At 67.3% G+C, this 3,202-nt stretch carries 1 protein-coding gene; it reads right to left on the reverse strand.

Features of this window, described 5'->3' with window-relative positions:
* Positions 1–151: 151 nt before the first annotated feature.
* On the reverse strand, positions 152–2,974 hold the full coding sequence (gene secA / locus G4D87_RS35880) for a preprotein translocase subunit SecA (RefSeq protein ID WP_163787280.1): 2,823 nt from the start codon (positions 2,972–2,974) through the stop codon (positions 152–154).
* Positions 2,975–3,202: the final 228 nt, after the last annotated feature.

A 3,202-nucleotide genomic window follows, 5' to 3' on the forward strand; every position in this document is an offset into this window, starting at 1 on the left:
TCCGGGCAGGGACGGCACCCGCCGCTCCCCCGCCCTCCTCCCGTCCCAGCGAGGCCCTCCTGCCCCGCCAGCACGGCACCGGCGCGGTGCCTTCCCAGGGGGTGGCGCCGCGCCGGCGTCCCGCACGGTGACCTGTCAGACAGCCGGCGTCCTAGACGCTGGCCTCCGAGGCGCCGTGGCACTTCTTGTACTTACGGCCGCTGCCGCAGGGGCAGGGGTCATTGCGGCCCACCGCCGGCTTGCTGGCCCCCGCCGGGCGAGCCGCCGCGGCCACCGAGCCCTCATCCAGCTTGCCGTCCGCCGTGGCGCGTCCCGCCACCGCCTTCTGCTGCTGCTGCGCGAGCTGGCGCTGGATGCGGGCGGCCTCCTCCGCCGCGCTGGAGGCGGAGCGGGGCTGCACGTGCATGAGCTGGGTGACGAACTGCGCCTTGATGGCGGAGAGCATCTGGATGAAGCCCTGGTAGCCCTCCTTCTTGTACTCCTGCTTCGGGTCCTTCTGGCCGTAGCCGCGCAGGCCAATGCCCTGGCGCAGGTGGTCCATGGCCAGCAGGTGGTCCTTCCAGAGCCGGTCGATGGTCGCCAGGTAGTTGTACTGGAGGAAGCGCATGAAGTTCTCGCCGAACTCCTCGTCGCGCGCCTGGAAGATCTTCTCCGCCGCCTTGTAGATGTGCTCCTGGAGCTCCTCGCGGTTGCCCACGCCCTCGAAGTTCATCTCGAGGTTGAAGGTCTCCTTCACGCCCTGCTGGAGCGCGGCCATGTCCCAGCCCTCCACGCCGCGGGTGGGCGCGTAGGTGTCGGTGAGGGACACGATGACGTCCTCCATCGAGTCCAGAATCAGCTCGCGGAAGTCCGCCCAGCTGACCGTCCGCTCGGAGCGCGTCTTGATGCGCGTCTTCGGATCCTCGTCGTACTCCACCAGCGGCACGCCCGCGCCCGCGGCCAGCACCTGGCGGCGCAGCTTGTAGATGGTGCGGCGCTGCTGGTTCATCACGTCGTCGTACTCGAGGAGGTTCTTGCGGATGTCGAAGTTGTGGCCTTCGACCCGCTTCTGGGCGCCTTCAATGGCACGTGACAGCCACACGTGCTCGATGACCTCGCCCTCCTCCATGCCCAGCCGCTCCATCAGGCCCTGGATGCGCTCGGACCCGAAGATGCGCATCAGGTCGTCCTCCAGCGACAGGAAGAAGCGGCTGCCACCCGGGTCACCCTGGCGGCCGGCGCGGCCACGCAGCTGGTTGTCCACGCGGCGTGACTCGTGGCGCTCGGTGCCGATGATGAAGAGGCCGCCGGCGCCGTGGACCTCCTCGCGCTCCTTCTTCGTCTGCTCCTCGAGCTTCGCCTTGGTGTCGGCGAGCTTCTGCTCCCACGCCGCGAGCTCCGCCTCGTAGGCCGTCAGGTCCAGCGGCTGCCCCTCCGGGGCCGACGTGGGCGGCTCGGGCGGCGGGCCCATGGACGACTTGGCCAGGACCTCCGCGTTGCCGCCCAGGAGGATGTCCGTTCCACGGCCGGCCATGTTGGTGGAGATGGTGACGGCGCCCCTGCGGCCGGCCTGCGCGACGATGTCCGCCTCGCGCTGGTGCTGCTTGGCGTTGAGGACGTTGTGGGGGATTCCGCGCTTCTTGAGGAAGCTGGCCACCACCTCGCTCTTGGCGATGGACACCGTGCCCACGAGCACCGGCTGCCCCGCCTTGTGCAGCTCCTCGATTTCCGCCGCCACCGCCTCGAACTTCTCGCGCTCCGTCTTGTACACCACGTCCTGCAGGTCCTTGCGGATGGGCGGACGGTTGGTGGGGATGACGCGCACGTCGAGGTTGTAGATTTTGGCGAACTCCTCCGCCTCCGTGTCCGCCGTGCCCGTCATGCCGGCCAGCTTGGAGTACATGCGGAAGTAGTTCTGGAACGAGACGGTCGCGAGCGTCTGGTTCTCGTTCTCGATCTTCACGCCTTCCTTGGCCTCGATGGCCTGGTGAAGGCCGTCGGACCAGCGGCGCCCCGGCATCTGGCGGCCGGTGAACTCGTCGACGATGACGACCTCGCCGTCCTTCACCACGTAGTCCTTGTCGCGCTTGTAGAGCGTGTGCGCGCGCAGGGCCTGGTCCACGTGGTGCAGCATCTCGATTTCGCCCGGGTCGTAGAGGTTGCCCACGCCCAGCCGCTTCTGGAGCTTCTCGATGCCGTCATCCGTGAGCGACACGGAGCGGTGCTTCTCATCCAGGGTGTAGTCCTGGTCCGGCACCAGCCCGGGGATGACCTGGTCCACCCGGTAGTACTTGTCGGTGCTGTCCTCGGTGGGGCCGGAGATGATGAGCGGCGTGCGGGCCTCGTCGATGAGGATGGAGTCCACCTCGTCGACGATGGCGAAGTTCAGCTCGCGCTGGACGTAGTCCTGCAGGCGGAACTTCATGTTGTCGCGCAGGTAGTCGAAGCCGAACTCGTTGTTCTGCCCGTAGGTGATGTCCGAGCGGTACGAGTCCTGCCGCTGCTTGTCGTTCAGCTCGTGCAGCACGCAGCCCGTCGTCATGCCCAGGAAGCGGTACACGCGGCCCATCCACTCCGCGTCGCGGCGGGCCAGGTAGTCGTTCACCGTGACGACGTGCACGCCCCGGCCGGACAGCGCGTTGAGGTAGGTGGGCAGCGTCGCCGTCAGCGTCTTGCCTTCACCGGTGCGCATCTCCGCGATGCAGCCCTCGTGGAGGAACATGCCGCCAATGAGCTGCACGTCGTAGTGACGCTGGCCGATGACGCGGCGCGCCGCCTCGCGGGTGATGGCAAAGGCCTCGAAGAGCAGGTCGTCCAGCGAACGGCCGTTCTGGATCTCCTGCCGCATGCGGTTCGTCTCGGAGACGAAGTCCTCGTCCTTGAGGGCGCGCATGCGGGTTTCCAGCTCATTGACCCGGGCGACCTTCGCGTGGGCCTTCTTGAGCTCACGCTCGTTCTTGGTCCCAATCAGTTTCTTCAGCGTCCATTCGATCATTCGGTCGGCTCTCTCGCCGGAGAATCCTCGAAGGACGGCGGCGAGTGAAGGGAAATCCCTGGAGGTGTAAGGGAGAAACGTATGGAAACCACGTGCGTCCGCCGAAACTTCCACTCGGCAGGCCGCCCACCACGCAGCGGCTCAGAGTAAAGCGGAACCCGGCCCACGCAATGTCCCCCACACGAAATCAACGCAGAGGCCCCTCCCGGCCTTCACGACGACCTCCCT

This window comes from Myxococcus vastator, assembly GCF_010894475.1.
GTDB classification, from domain to species: domain Bacteria; phylum Myxococcota; class Myxococcia; order Myxococcales; family Myxococcaceae; genus Myxococcus; species Myxococcus vastator.

Bases quoted from the DNA above. Each gene is read 5' to 3' on its own strand.
- secA (WP_163787280.1), bottom strand. From the start codon at position 2,974: ATGATCGAATGGACGCTGAAGAAACTGATTGGGACCAAGAACGAGCGT.